18 protein-coding genes are annotated in these 19640 nt (G+C 59.9%); 6 read left to right on the forward strand and 12 right to left on the reverse strand.

Annotation, left to right across the window (positions count from 1 at the left end; all coding sequences use genetic code 11):
- Nucleotides 1-175: 175 nt before the first annotated feature.
- Nucleotides 176-2767, reverse strand: coding sequence for a glycosyltransferase (locus tag HBO05_RS25420; RefSeq protein WP_172314540.1), 2592 nt, complete (start codon nt 2765-2767; stop codon nt 176-178).
- Nucleotides 2768-2969: 202 nt separating this feature from the next.
- On the opposite strand from HBO05_RS25420, the gene tcdA reads away from it, so the two are divergent.
- A complete protein-coding gene (gene tcdA / locus HBO05_RS25425; RefSeq protein WP_172314541.1) occupies nt 2970-3785 on the forward strand; it encodes a tRNA cyclic N6-threonylcarbamoyladenosine(37) synthase TcdA in 816 nt (271 codons plus the stop codon).
- Between the two features lie 118 nt (nt 3786-3903).
- Here tcdA and HBO05_RS25430 read toward each other — a convergent pair whose 3' ends face one another.
- From HBO05_RS25430 to HBO05_RS25455, 6 genes are all read right to left on the reverse strand, one after another.
- Nucleotides 3904-4317 carry a SufE family protein gene (locus tag HBO05_RS25430; RefSeq protein ID WP_169955728.1) on the reverse strand — a complete coding sequence of 138 codons (414 nt, stop codon included), beginning with the start codon at nt 4315-4317 and terminating at the stop codon, nt 3904-3906.
- A complete protein-coding gene (locus HBO05_RS25435) occupies nt 4314-5519 on the reverse strand; it encodes a cysteine desulfurase (protein ID WP_172314542.1) in 1206 nt (401 codons plus the stop codon). The genes HBO05_RS25430 and HBO05_RS25435 overlap by 4 nt, the downstream gene beginning before the upstream one ends.
- A gap of 70 nt (nt 5520-5589) precedes the next feature.
- On the reverse strand, nt 5590-6624 hold the full coding sequence (gene dapD, locus HBO05_RS25440) for a 2,3,4,5-tetrahydropyridine-2,6-dicarboxylate N-succinyltransferase (RefSeq protein ID WP_169955730.1): 1035 nt from the start codon (nt 6622-6624) through the stop codon (nt 5590-5592).
- A gap of 32 nt (nt 6625-6656) precedes the next feature.
- Entirely contained in the window at nt 6657-7019 is a 363-nt protein-coding gene (locus HBO05_RS25445) for an ArsC family reductase (protein WP_169955731.1), read from the reverse strand.
- 104 nt (nt 7020-7123) lie between these two features.
- Nucleotides 7124-7426: an XRE family transcriptional regulator gene (locus tag HBO05_RS25450; protein ID WP_070995736.1), complete on the reverse strand. Its 303-nt coding sequence runs from the start codon at nt 7424-7426 to the stop codon at nt 7124-7126.
- Between the two features lie 10 nt (nt 7427-7436).
- On the reverse strand, nt 7437-7778 hold the full coding sequence (locus HBO05_RS25455; protein ID WP_169955732.1) for a type II toxin-antitoxin system RelE/ParE family toxin: 342 nt from the start codon (nt 7776-7778) through the stop codon (nt 7437-7439).
- A 192-nt stretch (nt 7779-7970) separates the two neighbouring features.
- On the opposite strand from HBO05_RS25455, the gene HBO05_RS25460 reads away from it, so the two are divergent.
- Nucleotides 7971-9611 (forward strand): Na+/H+ antiporter, encoded by a 1641-nt coding sequence (locus tag HBO05_RS25460; RefSeq protein WP_172314543.1) that lies wholly within the window; start codon nt 7971-7973, stop codon nt 9609-9611.
- Nucleotides 9612-9626: 15 nt separating this feature from the next.
- Here the strand turns inward: HBO05_RS25460 and HBO05_RS25465 are convergent, their stop codons facing one another.
- From HBO05_RS25465 to map, 5 genes are all read right to left on the reverse strand, one after another.
- Nucleotides 9627-10346: a matrixin family metalloprotease gene (locus HBO05_RS25465; RefSeq protein ID WP_172314544.1), complete on the reverse strand. Its 720-nt coding sequence runs from the start codon at nt 10344-10346 to the stop codon at nt 9627-9629.
- A 58-nt stretch (nt 10347-10404) separates the two neighbouring features.
- The gene (locus HBO05_RS25470) at nt 10405-10854 is read right to left on the reverse strand and encodes a hypothetical protein (protein ID WP_172314545.1); all 450 of its coding nucleotides are present in this window, start codon (nt 10852-10854) and stop codon (nt 10405-10407) included.
- A gap of 192 nt (nt 10855-11046) precedes the next feature.
- Nucleotides 11047-12246, reverse strand: coding sequence for a succinyldiaminopimelate transaminase (gene dapC, locus HBO05_RS25475; RefSeq protein ID WP_170042926.1), 1200 nt, complete (start codon nt 12244-12246; stop codon nt 11047-11049).
- 146 nt (nt 12247-12392) lie between these two features.
- Nucleotides 12393-15095, reverse strand: coding sequence for a [protein-PII] uridylyltransferase (locus HBO05_RS25480; protein ID WP_169955737.1), 2703 nt, complete (start codon nt 15093-15095; stop codon nt 12393-12395).
- A gap of 67 nt (nt 15096-15162) precedes the next feature.
- A complete protein-coding gene (gene map, locus HBO05_RS25485; protein WP_032858167.1) occupies nt 15163-15945 on the reverse strand; it encodes a type I methionyl aminopeptidase in 783 nt (260 codons plus the stop codon).
- A 386-nt stretch (nt 15946-16331) separates the two neighbouring features.
- On the opposite strand from map, the gene rpsB reads away from it, so the two are divergent.
- The 4 genes from rpsB (at nt 16332) to frr (ending at nt 19638) form a co-directional block, all read left to right on the forward strand.
- Nucleotides 16332-17072, forward strand: a complete 741-nt coding sequence (rpsB, locus tag HBO05_RS25490; RefSeq protein ID WP_029297291.1) for a 30S ribosomal protein S2 — start codon at nt 16332-16334, stop codon at nt 17070-17072.
- A gap of 193 nt (nt 17073-17265) precedes the next feature.
- Nucleotides 17266-18129 (forward strand): translation elongation factor Ts, encoded by an 864-nt coding sequence (gene tsf, locus HBO05_RS25495; RefSeq protein WP_003172264.1) that lies wholly within the window; start codon nt 17266-17268, stop codon nt 18127-18129.
- A gap of 211 nt (nt 18130-18340) precedes the next feature.
- Complete coding sequence (pyrH, locus tag HBO05_RS25500; RefSeq protein ID WP_003172271.1) at nt 18341-19084, forward strand: UMP kinase; 744 nt, start codon at nt 18341-18343, stop codon at nt 19082-19084.
- Complete coding sequence (frr, locus tag HBO05_RS25505; protein ID WP_169955738.1) at nt 19081-19638, forward strand: ribosome recycling factor; 558 nt, start codon at nt 19081-19083, stop codon at nt 19636-19638. Before pyrH ends, frr begins: the two co-directional genes overlap by 4 nt.
- The last annotated feature ends 2 nt before the right edge of the window (nt 19639-19640 follow it).

Below are 19640 nucleotides of genomic sequence, written 5' to 3' on the forward strand. Positions count from 1 at the left end.
AGCGGGCTTGCTCGCGATAGCGGTCTGTCAGTTACAAGTGCACTGGCTGGTTCACCGCTATCGCGAGCAAGCCCGCTCCCACATAGAGCATGGCCTGAGCCAGCTCTGCAAAAGGGCCGTTATCTTATAGCAAAACGGCGACCAGAGGCCGCCGTTTAGTGCATTGCGCAAGTTTTTACTCAGCGGTTGCAGGCTCCGCCACCGCTGCCGGTTTCGGCAGTGACGACAGGAACGCCATGATCAGCGCCGCTACATACGGCAGCGATTGCACCAGCAACATCACCACCCAGAAGCGCATGTCGTTGCTCGGCAGGCCCTGCACCAGGTAGATCCCCAGCGCCGCGCCCCACAGCAGCAACATGATGAACATCTCTTCCCGAGCTTCGGAAATTGCTACCCAGAAGCCGTGGTTATCCGCGTTTTTCGGTGTGCGAAAGAACGGAATACTGGTGGTGAAGAAACCATACAGCACCGCTTTGGCGATGGTGTGGGACAACGCCAGCCCGGCCAGGGCCGCGCAGAACGCATCCTTGAGGTTTACGCCAACGGCGCGGCGGTAGAGGAAGATGATCTTGCCGACCTTGAACACAAACAGCGCCAACGGCGGGATTGCGAAGATCAGCAGCGGCGGGTCGACCCGGGTCGGCACAATGATCATCGCCGCCGACCACAACAGGGCGCCGACGGTGAAGAAGATGTTCATGCCATCTGCCACCCACGGCAACCAGCCCGCGAGGAAGTGGTAGCGCTGGCCACGGGTCAGTTCGGTGTCCTTGCCGCGCAACAGGCTGGCGGTGTGGCGCTTGATGATCTGGATCGCGCCATAGGCCCAGCGGAACCGCTGTTTCTTGAAGTCGATAAAGGTATCGGGCATCAGGCCCTTGCCGTAGCTGGTGTGGTAGTACGCAGCCGACAGACCTTTCTCGAATACCCGTAGGCCCAGTTCGGCGTCCTCACAGATGCACCAGTCGGCCCAGCCCAGCTCTTCGAGTACCGAACGACGGGTCATGGTCATGGTGCCATGCTGGATGATCGCGTCGCGGTCGTTGCGGGTGACCATGCCAATATGGAAGAAGCCTTTGTATTCGGCGTAGCAGAGCTTCTTGAAGGTGCTTTCGTTCTGGTCGCGGTAATCCTGGGGAGACTGCACCACGGCGATTTTCGGATCGGCGAAGTGCGGCACCATGTGCTTGAGCCAGTTGGGCGACACGCAGTAGTCCGAATCGATCACCGCGATCACTTCGGCATCCTTGGCGGTATGCGGGATCAGGTAGTTCAGTGCGCCGCCCTTGAAACCGGCCAGGGGCGCGACGTGGAAGAACTTGAAGCGCGGGCCCAGCGTCTCACAGTAGTCGCGCACCGGTTCCCACACGGCCGGGTCCTTGGTGTTGTTGTCGATGATCAGGACTTCGTAGTCCGGGTAATCGAGGGCGGCCAGGGCGTCGAGGGTCTGTTTGACCATCTCCGGTGGCTCGTTGTAGCACGGCACATGGATAGACACTTTCGGGCGGTAGTCCGAATCGCCTTCAACCGGTAGGAATTCGCGCCGGCGCTTGTGAGTCCAGACCGCTTCCGCCAGCTCATGGGCCTCGGTCAGCAGCACGATAAACACCCCGAGCGCACCGAGTGCCAGCAGGAAACCCACCGTCAGGCTGAACCAGGTGCTGTATTGCTGACTGTAGTCGTAGCCGATCCATACCAGCACCGACCCGCACAGGAACGCGATAAAGGTCAGGAAGGTGCGGCCACGCTGGCGCAGGGCCGAGCCGTCGATCATCAGCAGGGTCAGCGACAGCAGCGCCAGCACCACCGAGCCGATGGCCAGCACTCGCCACTGCGGGATCGCCACTACCGGGCCTTCAAAGTTGAATTTCTGCTGGCGCGCGGCGTTGAACACACCCCAGTAGGCGCCGACCGAGCCTTCGTCACTGGCTTTCCAGGGTTGGTCGAAGGCTTCGATCACGAAGTAGTTGTAGCCCTGGCGGTTCAGCTTGTTCACCAGGGTACGCAGGTAAATGGCCTGGTCGGCCGGGGAGGCGTCCGCGCCACCGCGCATGCGACCGTTGCTCGGCCAGCCCACTTCCGACAGCAGCAGTGGTTTTTTCGGGAAGGTCTTCTTCAGATCCTTGGCCCGGTCGAGGACGAATTGCCCGGCCTGGGCCATCGGCACATGTTCCCAGTACGGCAGGACGTGCGCGGCGATCAGGTCGACATGCTTGCCCAACTGCGGGTTGTGCTCCCAGATGTGCCACTGCTCGGAGGTGGTCACCGGCACTTTGACGGCAGCGCGCACCCGGTCCAGCAGGACAATCAGCTCCTCGGGGGTGATTTCCTTGCGGAAGATCGCCTCGTTGCCGACCACCACGCGCACTACGCTGCGCGAGGTGTTGGCGATCTCGATGGCCCGCTGGATTTCGCGCTCGTTGCGCTCCAGGTCCGGGCTGATCCAGATCCCCAGGGTCACGCGCAGGCCGAACTCTTCCGCCAGCTTGGGAATATCCCCCAGGGTGCCGTCGACCGAATAGGTCCGAATGTTGTCCGTCAGCTTGCTCATGATCGCCAGGTCCTGACGCATCTGCTCGTCGCTCGGATACTGGTCTTTCTGCGGGTACTGGCCCTGCTGGAACGGCGAGTAGGAAAAGCCGGAAATCTGCTGGGGCCAGTTGGGAGTAGTGACCGGGCGGTTGATCAGCGCCCAGAAACCAGTGAACAGCGCGGCAATTGCCAGCACCACCACCAGGTTGAGTCCAAATTTACGCGATGACATAGCTGTTTCGGGTTCCAAAGGGTGTGGAACGAATGGAGGTGTCGAACGGCGCGCATCCTACACCGGCCCTTCCCTGAGCGTACAGCAAGCCAGGAAAAACCGGGCATTGGGCAGCGAAAGCGCTGGTAAGTTCTTTACTTATAGCTTGTAGCTTAGAACTTATCGCTGCGTAGCCCTATAATGCGCGCCGGTTTTTGGGGTAATGGTCATGAGCACAGAAGATCCACGGTTTGCCGGTGTCGCCCGCCTATATGGCATTGAAGGTCTGGAACGCTTGAAAGCGGCCCATGTGGCCATCGTCGGCGTGGGCGGTGTTGGCTCGTGGGCGGCAGAAGCCATGGCCCGTTGCGGGGTGGGCGAGATTTCGCTGTTTGACCTGGACGACGTGTGCGTCAGCAACAGCAATCGCCAGTTGCATGCCCTGGACAGCACCGTGGGCAAGCCCAAGGTCGAGGTGATGGCTGGGCGCCTGCGCGCGATCAACCCCGATTGCACCGTGCACGCGGTGGCGGATTTCGTGACCCGCGACACCATGGCCGAGTACATCACGCCGACTATCGACTGCGTGATCGACTGCATCGACGCGGTCAACGCCAAGGCAGCGCTGATCGCCTGGTGCAAGCGCCGCAAGATCCAGATCATCACCACCGGTGGCGCTGGCGGGCAGATTGACCCGACGCTGATCCAGGTGTGCGACCTGAACCGCACGTTCAACGACCCGCTGGCCTCGAAAGTGCGCTCCACCTTGCGCCGCGACTACGGCTTCTCGCGCACCGTGACCCGTCACTACAGCGTGCCTTGTGTGTTTTCCACCGAACAGCTGCGTTATCCCAAGCCTGACGGCAGCATCTGTTTGCAGAAGAGTTTTGTGGGCGATGGGGTGAAGCTGGACTGCGCGGGTGGGTTTGGCGCAGTGATGATGGTGACGGCGACCTTTGGCATGGTGGCGGCGACCAAGGCGGTGGACAAGATCGTGGCCGGAGTGCGCAGGCCTTCGGAGCGGGTCAAGCCTGCATAAATATCACTGCCCTGCATCAATCAAAAATGTGGGAGCGGGCTTGCTCGCGATAGCGGCAGATCAGTCGGTACATCGATTGGCTGACCCACCGCAATCGCGAGCAAGCCCGCTCCCACAGTTAGTTTTGCGTATGGCTCAAGTCGCGCATGCGCTGCAGGACTGCATTCAGGCCATTGCTGCGCGACGGCGACAGCTGGCGGGAGAGCCCCAGTTGGTTGAACCAGTCAGGCAAGTCGACTGCCTGTAACTCGGCCGCCGAGAGCCCATTGACCCGCGCCAGCAACAAGGCCACCAGCCCACGAATCATGCGCGCATCGCTGCTGGCGGCAAACTGCCAATGGCCGTCCTGCAGTCGCCCTACCAGCCACACCAGGCTTTCACAGCCCTGCACCAGGTTGGCGTCGACCTTGCCTTCATCCGCCAACGCCGGCAGCCGTTCGCCCCATTGCATCAGCAGGCGGGCGCGTTGCTCCCAGCTGCCGACGGCCTGAAAGGCCAGCAGTGCGGCCTGCGCATCCACTGGCAGGCTCATCGCAGCATGTCCAGTGCCTGGTCCAGCGCTTCAAAAAAACGCTCCAGGTCATCGGAGTCGTTGTACAGCGCCAAAGAAACCCGGATCGCGCCAGATAAATGCAGGCTCTTGAGCAGGGGCATTGCACAGTGATGGCCAGCGCGGACCGCGATGCCCTGCTCGGTCAGCAGGTGGGCGAGGTCGGCGTTGTGTACGCCGTCCACCACAAAGCTGGCCAGGGCCACCTGCGGCGCGCCCAGCAGGCGCACGCCATTGCGCGCCTGCAAGCCACGCAATAGGTAGTCATGCAGCGCCGCTTCGTGGGCGAGCACCGCCTGTTGATCCAGGGAGTTGAGGTAATCCAGGGTCGCCCCCAGGCCAATCACCCCGGCAATCGGCGGCGTGCCTGCTTCGAAACCCAGGGGCGCGGGGCGGAAGCTGGCGCTGTGGTAGTCGGCCTGTTGCACCATCTCGCCGCCAAACTGCCAGTGGCGCAGCCGATGCAGGGCTTCGGTGCGGCCATAAAGCACGCCGACGCCGTCCGGGCCGTAGAGCTTGTGGCTGGAAAACACATAGAAGTCACAGCCCAGGGCCTGCACGTCATGGCGCCCGTGGACGATACCCTGGGCGCCGTCCACCACGGTCAAGGCGTCGTGTGCCTGGGCCAGTGCCAGCAACTGTGCGAGGGGCTGCCAGGCGCCCAGCACGTTGGACAGCTGGCTCACCGCCAGTAGCCGGGTGCGAGGCCCGATCAGCGCGGCGGCGGCTTGCAGGTCGATCAAGCCCTCGTCGTCGAGGGGCAGCACCACCAGCGTGAGTTCACGGCGTTTGGCCAACTGCTGCCAGGGCAACAGGTTGGCGTGATGTTCCAGGGCGCTGATGACAATTTCATCGCCCGGATTAAAGAGGTGCTCAAGGCCATAGGCCAGGAGGTTCAGCGCAGACGTCGCGCCGTGGGTAAAGATGATCTGCCCGCTGTCACCTGCGTTGAGCCATTGCGCCACTTTGCTGCGACTGTCCTCGAACGCCTGGGTCGCATGGGCGCCCGGCAAATGCTGGGCACGGTGCACATTGGCTGCGCCATTGGCGTAGTAATGGCCAAGGGCGTCCAACAGGGCTTGAGGTTTTTGCGTGGTGGCGGCGTTGTCCAGGTAGGTCTGGTCTTGCCGTTGCAAGGTAGCGATGGCCGGGAAATCGGCGCGCCAGGGCGAGGGCACAAGCATGGGATTGAAGACTCATATGAACCGGCCGTGCTGCAAGGCACGGCCGGCTCCGGTGGCATCGAGTCGCTGCTTAGTTGTGAGCGTGCAGCGCTGCGTTCAGTTCGATGGCCGACTTGTGGGTTTTGCACTCCACGGCACCGGTCTCGGAGTTACGGCGGAACAGCAGGTCCGGCTGGCCAGCCAATTCACGGGCCTTGACCACCTTGACCAGTTGGTTCTGCTCATCGAGCAGCGCCACTTTAGTGCCGGCAGTCACGTACAAGCCCGATTCCACGGTGTTGCGGTCGCCCAATGGGATACCGATACCGGCGTTGGCGCCGATCAGACAGCCTTCGCCGACCTTGATCACGATGTTGCCGCCGCCCGACAGGGTGCCCATGGTGGAGCAACCGCCGCCCAGGTCCGAACCCTTGCCGACGAATACGCCAGCCGATACACGGCCTTCGATCATGCCCGGGCCTTCGGTGCCTGCGTTGAAGTTGATGAAGCCTTCATGCATCACGGTGGTGCCTTCGCCCACATAGGCGCCCAGGCGCAGACGCGCGGCATCGGCGATCCGCACACCGGCGGGGACCACGTAGTCGGTCATTTTCGGGAATTTGTCCACCGAGAACACTTCCAGCAGCTCGCCACGCAGGCGTGCTTCCAGCTGGCGTTCGGCCAGTTCGCCGATGTCGATCGCACCCTGGCTGGTCCAGGCTACGTTCGGCAGTTGCGGGAACACACCGGCCAGGCTCAGGCCATGGGGCTTGACCAGGCGATGGGACAGCAGGTGCAGCTTGAGGTAGGCCTCTGGCGTGGAGGTCAGTGCGGCGTCTTCAGCCAACAGCGTGGCGACCAGCGGCTTGTGGCTTTCGGCCAGGCGGGTCAGCAGGGCGGCCTGGGTGGCATCTACATTTTTCAGTGCGTCAGCCAGTTGCGAGGCTTGGGCAATGGTGAAGGTGATCGCCCGGTTGCCTTCGGTGTAGCCAAGGATCGGCGCGATGGCGGCGACGATTTCGGCCGAAGGGTTGAGCAATGGCTGCGCGTAAAACACTTCCAGCCAAGCACCTTGGCGGTTCTGGGTGCCGACGCCGAAGCCCAGGCTGAACAGGGAATTGGACATGCTGTTACCTCTACAAAAATGAAGTGGCTGGCCTACTTGAGGGCCGCCGAATAACTTTCTGGCTTGAAGCCAATCAGGGTTCTGTCACCGAGATCGAGCACTGGACGCTTGATCATCGAGGGTTGTGCGAGCATCAGTTCAATGGCTTTCGCCTGGTCGAGATCGGCTTTGCGTTCGTCTTCGAGTTTGCGAAAGGTCGTGCCTGCACGGTTCAAAACCACCTGCCAACCGTGCTCGTTGCACCATTGGGTCAAGTGTTCGCGGTCGATACCGGCCGTCTTGTAGTCATGAAACTCATAGCTGATGGCATTTTCATCGAGCCAGGTACGAGCCTTTTTCATGGTGTCGCAGGCTTTGATGCCGAAAATCTGTAACTGATTGTTTTTATTGGGCATATTTCATTCCTAAAAATCTCCCCAATAGGGTCGCAAAAATTCAGCCAAGGATTATGCCACGTAGAGCCACTGCGCGCAGGCTACCTGGTCCAAAGGTGGGCAGGTCATGCGTGGGCTGCTTGATCCTCTGGAACCAGGCGGATTTCCACGCGTTGCCCCAGGGCCCTGGCAGCGCTGGCCAAAGTGGCGAGGGTCATACCCGAGTCATTTTGATCAAGGGCACGGTCCACGGCGGTTCTGCTGGTGTGCATCCGCTCTGCCAGCGCTTTTTTGCTGACTCGTTGGTGCTTCATCGCCTGCGCGATCTGCCAGGCGATGACACGCTTGAGGGCCGCCGCGCAGACTTCTTCGCCGAGCCCTTGCTCGGCGAGGAAATCATCGAAGTCAGAACCGATATGCTTGTTCATGTGTGGTACCTCATAACCTTGCCTTACGCTGCTTGGCGGTTGCCATGTCGTACGCCGGTGTCTTTTGGCTTTTCTTGATGAAACCGTGGAGTAGCACCATGTTGCTGCCGATCACCGTGAAGATAATGCGGGCGATGGTGCCCTCCAGTTCAACCCTGACCTCCCATAGCCCTGAATCGAGCTTTCGCACTACGGGCATGCCGATTGGCCATCCCAGTTGCACGGTTTTTATTTCTATCCCAATGATTCGCCGGTGTTCACGGGGCAGATCTATCAGCCATTCACGTACCGGCTCGTTACCTGCGTCAGTGCGAAAAAAGCTCACATGTAAAGTGAGTGAGTTTTTACTCATGTGCTGGAGTGTACCTAAAATGGTGCATTTTTCAATGTGTCGCTCTGCGGTCCGCTATCCATTGGTCTAGGCCCTGGCTGCGACTTATGTGCAACGGTCATCCAGCAGCATAGGCAGCTAATATGGCACTTCAAAGGCGCGTTGTTGCCTCAAGTGTGTCATTGCAAGTCGATTGTCCAGGAACCCCGCTTTATGCAAACCGCCTACACCGTTCTTATCCTGCTGATGCTGGTCAGCGTTTCGCGTCTGGTCGGGCGTGTTATCCCATTGCCGTTGCCCTTGGTGCAGATTGCCGCTGGTGCCTTGCTGGCGTGGCCAACCCTGGGACTGCACGTGGCACTGGACCCGGAGTTGTTTCTTTTCCTGTTCCTGCCGCCGCTGCTGTTCTCCGACGGCTGGCGCATGCCCAAGCGTGAATTGTGGCGCCTGCGCGGGCCGATCCTGACGTTGGCGGTGGGGCTGGTGCTGTTTACCGTGGTGGGCGCCGGTTACTTTATCCATTGGTTGCTGCCGAGTATTCCGCTGCCGGTGGCCTTCGCCCTGGCGGCCGTTTTATCGCCGACAGACGCGGTGGCGGTGTCGGCAATTTCCCAGAACCGCCTGCCCACGCCCTTGATGCATATGCTCCAGGGCGAAGCCCTGATGAACGATGCGTCGGGCCTGGTGACCTTCAAGTTCGCCCTGGTGGCGGCGTTGACCGGAGTGTTTTCCCTGACCGATGCCAGCCTTACGTTTGTGCTGGTGGCGCTCGGTGGCCTGGCCATCGGTGTGGCCCTGAGCTGGCTGGTGGGGCGCTTGCGGGCCTGGATGATTGCCCGGGGTTGGGATGACCCGGCGACCCACGTGGTGTTTATGTTGCTGCTGCCGTTTGCCGCCTATGTGCTGGCTGAGCGCCTGGGGGCGTCGGGGATTTTGTCGGCGGTGGCGGCGGGCATGATGCAGAGCTGGCTCGACCTGCTGCCACGCCAGACCAGTACGCGCTTGCTCAATCGCAGTGTCTGGTCACTGCTGGAGTTTGCCTTCAACGGGCTGATCTTCCTGCTGCTGGGCCTGCAATTGCCCGACATCATCAAGGCGGTGACCAGCCACGAGAGCATGCTGTGGCCGACCTTGTTCTATCGCTGCCTGGACGTGATCGCGATCTTCCTGGTGCTGCTGGTGCTGCGGTTTATCTGGGTGCAGAGCATCTGGCGCCTGTCCGGCCTTCTACGCCGCCTGCGCGGCAAAAGCGAGCTGACCCTGGTGCCAACGGCCCGATCCTGCTGGCTATTGACCGTCGGCGGGGTGCGCGGGGCGGTGACCCTGGCCGGTGTGATGTCGGTGCCGTTGCTGTTCGCCCCCGGCCAGGCATTTCCAGAGCGCGACCTGCTGATTTTCATTGCCGCCGGGGTCATCCTGTTGTCGTTGGTGGCCGCCTGTATTGCCTTGCCCCTGTTGCTGCGGGGCATCGAGAAGAGTCCGGATGACAAGCGCCGCGGCGAGGTGCGCGATGCCTGGAGGAAAACCGCCGAGGCCGCGATTCATGCCCTTGAGGTGGAGGAGGCGGCAGAGGCGCCCCTGGACGCGGCCCAGGCTGCGCTGGCAGCGGAGCTCAAGGCGCGGATCATGTCGGAATATCGCCATCAACTGGAGGTGTTCAATGACTCGGCCGAAGCCCAGGCGCTGGCGCTGCAGATGGATCAACTGGAGCGCAAGCTGCGGCTAAAGGCCCTGCGCGCGCAACGCCTGGAATTGTATAGCCTGAGCCGTCACCACCAGATTGGTGATGACGTGCTGCGCGAAGTGCTGGCGGACCTGGATATGAGCGAAGCCAACCTGGGCACGCAGAAGTAGGCCTGTGCGGTGCCGTCAGCTCACCCCGGGGATATTCGGCCGGTATAGCCTCCTGATGGCCTCCTGGTCACCCGGCGACAGAAAGAAGTTTTCCGAGGTGCCATGCCCCTTGCGGCTCAAGTGTGCGGGAAAGGGGTAATGCATCACAGACTGTGGATCGTAGGCTGTGCTCTGCACGTCGGGACCTGTGAGTGGGTCGAGTATTTGTTCCTGGACCAGTTCTGCGGGGAAACGCTCACTGACGAAATAGTCACGCACCGCCTGCTCGTCCCAATCCAAGGTGCTTTGCGGGTGCTGGTGTTCATGCAGTAAGCCCAGGGCATGGCCGAATTCGTGCAAGGCATGAGTGCGTAACTGCTTGGAGTTATCGGTTCGGTCCAGGTGCAGGGTGGGCTGGTCTTCATCGACCAGCAAGGCGTCGGTACCGATGACCGACCAACTGCCGGTAAAACCCTCGTCGTCGGAGACACGAATATCGCCGCGTTTGCCCTCGACGATTTCAAACTGCAGGCCGGGCGTGTGATGGGCCCACTCCTTGAGTGCATCGATGACCAGGGCTTGGCTTTTCTTGTTTGCCAGGTCCAGGCTCACCGTGATAACGCCGGGCGACCAGCGTTTTGAGCTGTCTGCGACACCTCTTTTGTTGCGTGCTGTACGGTCGGCCGGCGAGTTTTCGCTGGAGGGTGCGAATTGTTGGATAGGGACGTTGGGGAATAACGGGGTTACTTGGCTCATGGACTCTACTCATGGGGCGGTTGTCAGATAGTGATGAGATGAAAAGGGCTTCAAGCACCTACTCCGATTGTTCTTGCGGCGCCGACGATTGCGGGGCGGCAAGGGCCCATTCGTAAGTTGAGAACGAACCACGTTGGTCAGTGATGAGGAGTATCTGGCGCAAGGAACTATTTTTGGACGGGAAGAGGCTGTCTGCCAGATACTTTTCGCTGGATGAAAGTTCGTAGTGTTCGCTGTTGGTTATTCCGTCCGCCATATGTTTTGCGGGGAGATGGTCGTGCGTGACGGAGTTCTTATCGTAGGGCGTTAGTTTGATTGAGTTGCTGGCGCTTAACTTTGTAAAAAGCTCATTTTTTCCAAAGTTATTAAGCTCGATAATAATAGGGGCGGGGTCGTACTTTAACGGGCTGTCGGGATGGGTTGTTGTTATTGAAGAATTGCTTGGGGCGGTATCGTTTGTGCTCAGGCTAGGAAGTGGGAAAGGGGTTGAACTTGGGTTTGCGATCATAGGCACTCCGGCGCCAACGTAAGAAAGGCGAAGGCTCTTTGTAAAGTTTGTTGCCTCTACAAAGTGGGAATTTAGCCGGAGTAGTTCCGCAGTAATTATTTCTGCGTATGAGTCGAGGTGGGCCTGGAGTGCAACTAATTACCAAAGGTGGGCGAATGTTGGCCGCCCCCGAGGTGGGAGCGGCCCCGTGTTTCAACGACGGCGCTGGATAAAGTCGCGAATTCGTTCGGCCGCCTCGACGCATTCGGCCAACGGCGCAACCAAGGCCAGACGCACCCGTCCAGCTCCTGGATTGAAACCCTCCACTTCCCGCGACAGGTACGAGCCCGGCACCACGGTCACATGTTCCTCCACGAACAGGTCGCGGCAGAACGCGGCATCATCGCCCTCAACGTTGGGCCACAGGTAGAAGCCCCCGTCCGGGTTCTGTACGTCCAGTACCGGTTTGAGGATCGCCAGCACGGCGTCGAATTTCTGCCGGTACAGGTCGCGATTGGCCTGTACATGGGCTTCGTCCTGCCACGCGGCGATGCTCGCCAGTTGGGTTTGCACCGGCATCGCGCAGCCGTGGTAGGTGCGGTACAGCAGGAAGGCCTTGAGGATCTCGGCATCCCCGGCCACAAACCCGGAACGCAGGCCCGGCAAGTTGGAACGCTTGGACAGGCTGTGGAACACCACGCAGCGCTTGAAGTCCTGGCGACCCAGTTCGACACAGGCGCTGAGCAGGCCCGGTGGCGGGGTTTGCTCGTCGAAGTACAGCTCGCTGTAGCACTCGTCGGCGGCGATCACGAAGTCGTATTGGTCGGCCAGGGCAATCAGTTTTTTCAGGGTGTCGACCGGGATCAGTGCGCCGGTCGGGTTGCCGGGAGAGCACAGGAACAGGATCTGGCAACGCTTCCAGATGTCAGGCGAGACCGCATCGAAATCCGGGTTGAAGCCGTTTTCATCCAGGCACGGCAAGTAATGCGGCTTGGCCCCGGCGAGGAACGCTGCGCCTTCGTAGATCTGGTAGAACGGGTTCGGGCTGACCACCAGGGCATCGTCGCCGCGGTTGACCACGGTCTGGGTGAAGGCGAACAGCGCTTCACGAGTGCCATTGACCGGCAGGATATTGCGCGCCGGGTCGAGCCAGCCCTTGGGCACGTTGAAGCGCCGTTCGCACCACGTGCCAATCGCCTCGCGCAAGGCGGGGATGCCCAGGGTGGTGGGGTACACCGCCATCTGGTCAAGGTTGTTGGCCAGGGCCTGGGCGACGAAATCCGGGGATTTGTGCTTGGGTTCGCCGATGGACAGGGCAATCGGGCGTTTGTCCGGGTTCGGCGTGACGCTGCCCAGCAGGGCTCGCAGTTTCTCGAACGGGTAGGGCTGCAGTTGGTTCAGGGCGTTGTTCATCGGGGCCTCTATCGTTGAGCACGGCCCTGTGGGAGCTGGCTTGCCTGCGATAGCATCGCCTCGGTGTACCAGATACACCGCGCCGCCCGCATCGCAGGCAAGCCAGCTCCTACAAGGTCCGCACCCCCAGGGAAATTAAATTCAACTCAAATGGTTATTCTGGATAACTCCGCGCCAGGCTCCTGGTTCACGCTCAATTGCGCAACGATGGCGTCCTGCAAGCGGCGGCATAGTTCAGGGTCGGACAGCGGCTGGTTATCGGCATCGGTGATAAAGAACACGTCCTCGACCCGCTCGCCCAGGGTGGCAATCTTGGCGTTTTGCAACGACAGGTCAAACTCCAGGAAAATCCCGCCGATCCGCGCCAGCAGGCCAGGGCGATCCGGCGCGCTGAGTTCCAGTACGGTCACCGGGCGCTGGGCATCGTTGTGGATCGTCACCTGGGGCGCAAAGGCAAAATGCTTGAGCTGGCGCGGCACCCGGCGCTGGATGATGGTTGGGTAGTCGTCGGGGTTGCGCAGGGCTTCGGTCAGGCCTGCGCGGATCTTTTTCACCCGCTCGGGGTTGTCGCCGATGGACTCGCCTTCGGTGTCGAGCACGATGTAGGTGTCGAGGGTGAACTGGCTGCTGGACGTAATGACCCGGGCGTCGTGAATGTTCAGATTGAGCTGGTCCATCGCAGCCACGGTCACGGCGAAGAAGTCGTGCTGGTCCGGGGCGTAGATGAATATCTGCGTGCCGCCTTCGAATTCACGCTGGGTGGTTTCCTTGATCAGCACCAGCGGGCCACCGTCGGCCGGCTGCTGGAGGATCGCGTCGGTGTGCCAGGCCACATCGCCTGCAGTGTGGCGCAGGAAATAGTCGTCGCCCAACTGCGACCAGAGTTGCTCCACATCGTCCGGGTCGTTGCCGCCACGCACCAGGATATCCAGGGCCGCGTTCTGGGTGCGGCGGATCTGTTCTTCGCGGTCCACCGGGTTTTCCAGGCCCCGGCGCAAGGCGCGCTTGGTCTCGGTATACAGCTGGCGCAACAGGCTGGCGCGCCACGAATTCCAGAGGGTCGGGTTGGTGGCGTTAATGTCGGAGACGGTCAGTACGTACAGGTAGTCGAGGCGGGTTTCGTCGCCGACGATCTGCGCAAAATCATGGATCACCTGCGGGTCGGACAAGTCCTTGCGCTGGGCTGTGGTGGACATCACCAGGTGGTTCTGTACCAGCCAGACGATCAGGCGGCTGTCCCACTGCGGTAACTGGTGACGCTGGCAGAAGGCTTGCGCATCCACCGCGCCGATTTCCGAATGGTCGCCGTGCCGGCCCTTGCCGATATCGTGATAAAGGCCGGCGAGGTAGATCAGCTCAGGCTTGGGCAGCCTGGCCATCAGCTTACTGGCCAGCGGGAATTTCTCTGACACCTGGGTGTATTGCAACTTACGCAGGTGTTTGATCAGGTTCAGGGTGTGGGCGTCGACCGTGTAGATGTGGAACAGGTCGTGCTGCATCTGCCCGACAATAAAGCCGAACTCCGGCAGGTAGCGCCCAAGGATGCCGTAGCGGTTCATGCGCCGCAGGTTGCGGTGGATGCCGATCTTGCACTTGAACAGCTCGATAAACAGGCTGGTATTGCGGATGTCGTGGCGAAATTCGTCATCGATCAGGTGACGGTTTTCCCGCAGCAAACGGATGGTGTCGGCGCGTACGCCCTTGATTTCCGGTTGCTGGGCCATCAGCACGAAAATTTCCAGCATGGCAAATGGCGTGCGCTTGAACACGTTGTCGTTGCGCGCCTCGATATAGCCATCGTGCAGTTGGAAGCGCGCGTTGATCGGTTGCGGCGGCGCTTCGTCTTCCGGGGCCAGGATCACTTCTTCAAAGTGCTGGATGATCAGGTCGCTGAGCTGGGCGATGCTCATGACCACCCGGTAGTACTGCTGCATGAAGCTTTCGATACTGGTCTTCGCGTCTTCGCCCTCGAAGCCCAGCAGGGCGGCGATGGAGCGTTGGTGGTCGAACAGCAGGCGGTCTTCGGAGCGTCCGGCCAGCATGTGCAGGGCGTAGCGCACCTTCCACAAAAACTCCTGGGACGAGGCCAGCAGGGCGTTTTCGCTCTCGACCAAAAAGCCTTCGCCGGCCAGGGCACGCAGGTTCAGGGTGCCATACTGGCGACGGGCTACCCACAAGATGGTCTGGATATCCCGCAGCCCGCCGGGCGAGCCCTTGACGTTGGGTTCCAGGTTGTATTCGGTGTCGTTGTACTTGTGATGCCGGGCTTTCTGCTCGGCACGCTTGGCCAGGAAGAACTCCTTGCTCGGCCACATGTGTGCGGTGCTGGTGACTTCCAGCATGCGCTGGCGCAGGCGCTCGGGGCCGCAGATGGTACGGCTTTCCATCAGGTTGGTGACCACGGTCAGGTCGGCGCGCGCCTCTTCGGCGCATTCCGCCACCGAGCGCACGCTCTGGCCGACTTCCAGGCCGATGTCCCACAGCAGCGTCAGAAAACGCTCGATGGAATCACGAAAGATCTCATGGTCGGCACTGTCCAGCAGGATCAGCAGGTCGATATCGGAGTAGGGGTGCAGTTCGCCCCGGCCATAGCCGCCGACGGCCACCAGGGCAATGTCGGCGTCTTCGCTCCAGTCGAACTGTTCCCAGGCCTTTTGCAGGATGTTATCGACGAACCAGGCGCGATCCTCGATCAGTCGGCGAATCTCCCGGCCGCTGCGAAAACGCCCGTCGAGCACCTCGCGGGCCTGGCGGATGGCCTTTTTGAAGGCGGCAATCGGGCTTGCCTTCAGCGCCAGTTCCGCCTGGAACTGGCCTCGGTCGAAGAGTTCGGGATCCACCTGGGGCATCGATCGGCTTTCCTTTCTATCTAGGTGTAGGTCACAACGTCGCTATCTGGAAAGCCCGCTGCAAGCATCAGGCCGAAACGCGAGGGATCGTGTCATCGGCGCGCAGGGTGAAGATCTCATAGCCCGTCTCGGTGACCAGCAGGGTGTGCTCCCACTGCGCCGAGAGCTTGCGGTCCTTGGTGATGGCGGTCCAGCCGTCGCCCAGCACCTTGGTGTCGGCCTTGCCCTGGTTGATCATCGGCTCGATGGTAAAGGTCATGCCCGCCTTGAGCTCCATGCCGGTGCCGGCGCGGCCGTAGTGCAGGATCTGCGGCTCTTCGTGGAACACTTTGCCGATGCCGTGGCCACAGAATTCGCGGACCACCGAGAAACCGTTCTTTTCTGCGTGCTTCTGGATCACTTCGCCGATATCACCCAGGCGGCAGCCCGGCTTGACCAGCTCGATGGCCTTGTACATGCATTCCTGGGTGACCTGGGACAGGCGCTCGGCCCACACCGGGACGTTGCCGACGTGGAACATGCGGCTGGTGTCGCCGTGGTAGCCGTCCTTGATCACCGTGACATCGATGTTCAGGGTATCGCCGTCCTTGAGCGGCTTGTCGCCCGGGATGCCGTGGCAGACCACGTGGTTGATCGAGGTGCAGATCGACTTGGGGAAGCCTTTGTAGTTCAGCGGCGCGGGGATGGCTTTCTGCACGTCGACAATATAGTCGTGGCAGATGCGGTCCAGGGCTTCAGTGGTGACGCCAGGCTTGACGTGTTCGGCAATCATTTCCAGCACGTCGGCCGCCAGTTTGCCGGCAACGCGCATGCCTGCGATGTCTTCGGCGGTTTTCAGGGTAACGGTCATACAGGCTCTCTCTAGCGCGACGCGCTGAAATCAATACGGTTTACGGGCGTGCGACAAAAAGGTGCAGCGTTCGCACAAGCCCAAAAAACGCGATTCTAACAGACGCAAGGTACAAACCATGAGTGTCTGGCTATCGCTTCTCTCTATAAGGTGTGGGTATTTTCACCCGATTCAATGGCTTGGGTGGCGGTGGCGGCAAGCAAATGCGATTGCGGGTTTCGTTTTTGTCGTTGCTGTGGTATAAAATGCGCCGCTTTCCGGGGATACCCCGCAAAGCTTAAATCCACACACGTGTCGACACGATGACCTGGGTGCCGGAGGCCTTGAAGCCGCTGGTTGGTCATTGGGATACGTGGAGGCCAAACCCGACTTATTAAGGAACTATCATGTCCCAAGTCAACATGCGCGATATGCTGAAGGCCGGTGTGCACTTCGGTCACCAGACCCGTTACTGGAACCCGAAAATGGGTAAATACATTTTCGGCGCGCGTAACAAGATCCACATCATCAACCTTGAAAAAACCCTGCCAATGTTCAACGAAGCTCTGACTTTCGTAGAGCGCCTGGCCCAGGGCAAAAACAAGATTCTGTTCGTCGGCACCAAGCGTTCCGCTGGCAAGATCGTTGCTGAAGAAGCAGCACGTTGCGGTTCGCCGTACGTCGATCACCGCTGGTTGGGCGGCATGCTGACCAACTTCAAAACCATCCGTGCTTCCATCAAGCGTCTGCGTGACCTTGAAGTGCAAGCCGAAGACGGTACTTTCGCCAAGCTGACCAAGAAAGAAGCGCTGATGCGCTCCCGTGACCTGGAAAAGCTCGATCGTTCCCTGGGTGGTATCAAGGACATGGGCGGTCTGCCTGACGCACTGTTCGTTATCGACGTTGATCACGAGCGCATCGCGATCACCGAAGCCAACAAGCTGGGTATCCCGGTTATCGGCGTAGTCGATACCAACAGCAGCCCGGAAGGCGTTGACTACATCATCCCAGGCAACGATGACGCAATCCGCGCTATCCAGCTGTACATGGGTTCGATGGCTGACGCTGTAATCCGTGGCCGCAACAATGTTGGCGGCGGCACCGTAGAGTTCGCTGCTGAAGAAGCACCGGTCGCTGCAGCTGAGTAATTGACGCCCTGGCGTTGACTCAGTAAGCAAAAAGGGGGCTTGGCCCCCTTTTTGCCACCTCGAAAACCATTTGTGAGCGGCACAGCTACAGCATCTGTAACGTGCAGCGGTTAACAAGGGTGGTTCGGGAAGAATTGAACGCCCGTACAAGTCGGGTGGAATGGTTGAAAACCTATCCAAGAGGAATTTGAAAATGGCAGCAATTACTGCAGCGTTGGTTAAAGAACTGCGTGAGCGTACTGGCGAAGGCATGATGGATTGCAAGAAAGCCCTGGAAAAGGCTGACGGCGACATCGAAAAAGCCATTGATGACATGCGTGCTTCGGGCGCGATCAAGGCTGCCAAGAAAGCAGGCAACGTAGCTGCTGAAGGCGCGATCGCTCTGAAAGAAGACGGCAAATCCGCCGTTCTGCTGGAAGTGAACTCGCAGACCGACTTCCTGGCCCTGCAAGACGACTTCAAGGCATTTGTTGCTGCCAGCGTTGAAAAAGCGTTCGCCGACAAACTGACTGACGCCGCTCCGCTGATCGCAGCCCAAGAAGCTGATCGTCTGGTACTGGTCGGCAAGGTTGGCGAAAACGTCAACATCCGTCGCCTGGTGCGTGTTGAAGGTGACGTGGTTGGTGGTTACCTGCACGGCAACAAGATCGGTGTTGCAGTTGTCCTCAAGGGCGGCAACGTTGAACTGGCCAAAGACATCGCTATGCACGTAGCGGCCAGCAACCCAGAGTTCCTGCTGCCTTCGGAAGTTTCTGCTGAAGCGATCGAGCGCGAAAAAGCTGTGTTCCTGCAGCTGAACGAAGAAAAAATCAAAGGCAAGCCAGAAAACATTGTTGAGAACATGGTCAAAGGCCGTATCAGCAAGTTCCTGGCCGAAGCAAGCCTGGTTGAGCAGGCGTTCGTCAAGAACCCTGAAATCAAGGTTGGCGAACTGGCCAAGAAAGCCGGTGCTGAAATCGTTTCCTTCACCTACTTCAAAGTAGGCGACGGCATCGAGAAGCCGGTCGACAACTTCGCTGAAGAAGTTGCTGCCCAGCTGGCTGCCGCCAAGCAATAAGACAGTTTTCAACTGTCGCCCAAGAGAGGCTGCCCGCTCACGCGCGCAGCCTCTTTTCAAATGGGAGGCTCAATTTTATTTGGCTTCCCTTTGGAACTGGCTTACAAAGCCGTGTTCCGATGGCGCTGTGACAGCGTCCAGCTAGAGTGAACGCAAGCCGTAAACGGCTCGCCAAGAATTTTTTAAAAATACGCCGCAGGAGAGATTCGCAATGGCTCAGCAGGGCAGTGGTTATCAGGCTCGCTATAAACGCATTCTACTCAAGCTTAGCGGCGAGGCCCTGATGGGCTCGGAAGAGTTCGGGATCGATCCCAAGGTGCTTGACCGCATGGCGCTGGAAGTCGGCCAACTGGTCGGTATCGGCGTCCAGGTCGGCCTGGTGATCGGTGGTGGCAACCTGTTCCGTGGCGCGGCACTCAGTGCTGCTGGCATGGATCGGGTCACTGGCGACCACATGGGCATGCTGGCCACTGTGATGAACGCCCTGGCCATGCGCGACGCCCTGGAGCGTGCCAATATCTCGGCCATCGTGATGTCGGCCATCTCCATGGTTGGCGTGACCGATCACTATGATCGCCGCAAAGCCATGCGCCACCTGAATGCCAAAGAGGTGGTGATCTTTGCCGCCGGTACCGGCAACCCGTTCTTCACCACTGACTCGGCTGCCTGCCTGCGTGCCATCGAAATCGATGCTGACGTAGTGCTCAAGGCTACCAAGGTCGATGGTGTCTACACTGCCGATCCATTCAAAGACCCGCATGCCGAGAAGTTCGATCATCTGACTTATGATGAAGTGCTGGATCGCAAGCTGGGTGTGATGGACCTGACGGCAATCTGCCTGTGCCGCGACCACAAGATGCCGCTGCGCGTATTTAACATGAACAAGCCCGGCGCCCTGCTGAATATCGTACACGGCGGCGCAGAAGGGACTCTGATCGAGGAAGGCCAACAATGATCAACGAAATCAAGAAAGACGCCCAAGCGCGTATGCAGAAATCCCTGGAGTCTCTGAGCCACGCATTCGGCCAGATTCGTACCGGCAAGGCTCACCCAAGCATCCTGGGCAGCGTGATGGTGCCTTACTACGGTTCCGACACTCCGCTGAGCGGCGTGGCCAACGTGACTGTGAAAGACTCGCGCACCCTGCAGGTCGTGGCCTTCGAGCGCAACATGCTCGCTGCCGTCGACAAGGCTATCCAGAGTGCTGGCCTGAACCTCAACCCAACGAACCTGGGTGAGCTGCTGCTGATCTCCATGCCGGCCCTGACCGAAGAAACCCGCAAGGGCTTCACCAAGCAGGCGCGCAGCGCAGCGGAAGATGCCCGTGTTGCGGTGCGTAACATCCGTCGTGATGCCTTGGGTGACCTGAAGAAACTGGTCAAGGACAAGGAAATCAGCGAAGACGAAGAGCGTCGTGCCATTGCCGATATCGATAAGCTGACCAAGGAATCCGAGGCCATGATCACCAAGGCCACGGAAGAGAAAGAAAAGGACCTGATGGCCGTATAAGG

Source organism: Pseudomonas sp. WS 5079 (genome assembly GCF_012985465.1).
Taxonomy (GTDB): domain Bacteria; phylum Pseudomonadota; class Gammaproteobacteria; order Pseudomonadales; family Pseudomonadaceae; genus Aquipseudomonas.